Below are 1,118 nucleotides of genomic sequence, written 5' to 3'. Positions count from 1 at the left end.
TGATTCTGACAAAATGCAATTTTGTGAAAATCTAGATAAATATTAAAAAACATCCTGTACATCCTCAAATCCTAGACATACTGATTCTGAGAAAATGCGATTGTTTAAACTATAATAGAAAATAACCATCATTCATCATCAAATTACTATGCTAAAAAGTTACGAAGCAATTTATGAAAATGGCCAATTAACATGGTTGTCAGAACAACCTCAAGTTAATTCTGCTCGTGTGATTATCACCATACTACAAGAAAACTTACCATCAAAAAAACGCCGTATTCCTCCTAGTTCTATTGCTGGTAAAGGTAAAACATTGGGTGATATTGTTAGTCCTATTGTCAATGAAGAAGAGTGGGAATGTCTCAAATAATTATCCTTGATACTCATATTTGGTTTTGGTTTATTAATCAACAATTTGATAAATTTCCTACCCATTGGAGAGAAATAATTGAAACCTCAGAAGAAGTAGGAGTTTCCACTATTTCCTGTTATGAAATAGCACTTGCACAACAGCGAGGAAGACTAGAATTACCTTGTGCTGCTAATCAATGGTTTCAGGAAGCATTAGAACCATCAGGTATTACATTATTTCCTGTAACTGTAGAAATTTCCTGTCGTGCTGTAAATTTATCTCCTGTTCATAAAGATCCATTTGATCGTTTAATTATTGCTACTACATTACAATATCAAGCAAAATTAGCAAGTATTGATGGTTTCTTTTCTCAATATCCTGAACTCAATAATTATTTGATGCAATAGTTTTCTAATTAAATGTAACGCACCGTTTTTTATTAATATTTAACTGTCTGATAGCGTATCAGACAATTTTTAGCTACAATTAAAGCATTAGAAGTGATTCAGAAAGTAAGCTATTATCCCCATTTGCTTATAAAAACAAAGAATATGATACATGAAAAAAATCTCCCAATGCTTTGGCTTGATTTTTGCTAATACTTCTTTTACCATTTATTACTTCTGAAGTAATACCTTTTGAGCCAAAAATCTCGACAATATCCTTTTGTTTGAGTTGTCTTACTGACATTAACTCATGTAATATATAGTCATTTAACTTAAGAATGAGACATTAAGATACACAATAATCACGGATGATTTCATCT

At 30.9% G+C, this 1,118-nt stretch carries 3 protein-coding genes; 2 read left to right on the top strand and 1 reads right to left on the bottom strand.

Translation table 11 applies throughout. From position 1 onward, the window contains the following. Nucleotides 1-148: 148 nt before the first annotated feature. Together ACIR131C_RS0118170 and ACIR131C_RS0118165 are read left to right on the top strand one after the other, a co-directional pair. Complete coding sequence (locus ACIR131C_RS0118170; RefSeq protein ID WP_028091335.1) at nt 149-370, top strand: hypothetical protein; 222 nt, start codon at nt 149-151, stop codon at nt 368-370. Next, entirely contained in the window at nt 358-759 is a 402-nt protein-coding gene (locus ACIR131C_RS0118165; RefSeq protein ID WP_028091334.1) for a type II toxin-antitoxin system VapC family toxin, read from the top strand. The genes ACIR131C_RS0118170 and ACIR131C_RS0118165 overlap by 13 nt, the downstream gene beginning before the upstream one ends. Before the next feature lie 127 nt (nt 760-886). On the opposite strand, the gene ACIR131C_RS23295 is transcribed toward ACIR131C_RS0118165, so the two are convergent. Further along, nucleotides 887-1,042: a helix-turn-helix domain-containing protein gene (locus tag ACIR131C_RS23295; RefSeq protein ID WP_417033500.1), complete on the bottom strand. Its 156-nt coding sequence runs from the start codon at nt 1,040-1,042 to the stop codon at nt 887-889. Nucleotides 1,043-1,118 lie beyond the last annotated feature (76 nt).

This window comes from Dolichospermum circinale AWQC131C (genome assembly GCF_000426905.1).
Lineage (GTDB): Bacteria > Cyanobacteriota > Cyanobacteriia > Cyanobacteriales > Nostocaceae > Dolichospermum > Dolichospermum circinale.
This window is presented reverse-complemented; position numbering and strand designations above follow the sequence as displayed.

Excerpts from the sequence above, each read along its gene's own strand:
- ACIR131C_RS0118170 (WP_028091335.1), top strand. The coding sequence starts at position 149 with ATGCTAAAAAGTTACGAAGCAATTTATGAAAATGGCCAATTAACATGG.
- ACIR131C_RS0118165 (WP_028091334.1), top strand. The coding sequence starts at position 358 with ATGTCTCAAATAATTATCCTTGATACTCATATTTGGTTTTGGTTTATT.
- ACIR131C_RS23295 (WP_417033500.1), bottom strand. The coding sequence starts at position 1,042 with ATGTCAGTAAGACAACTCAAACAAAAGGATATTGTCGAGATTTTTGGC.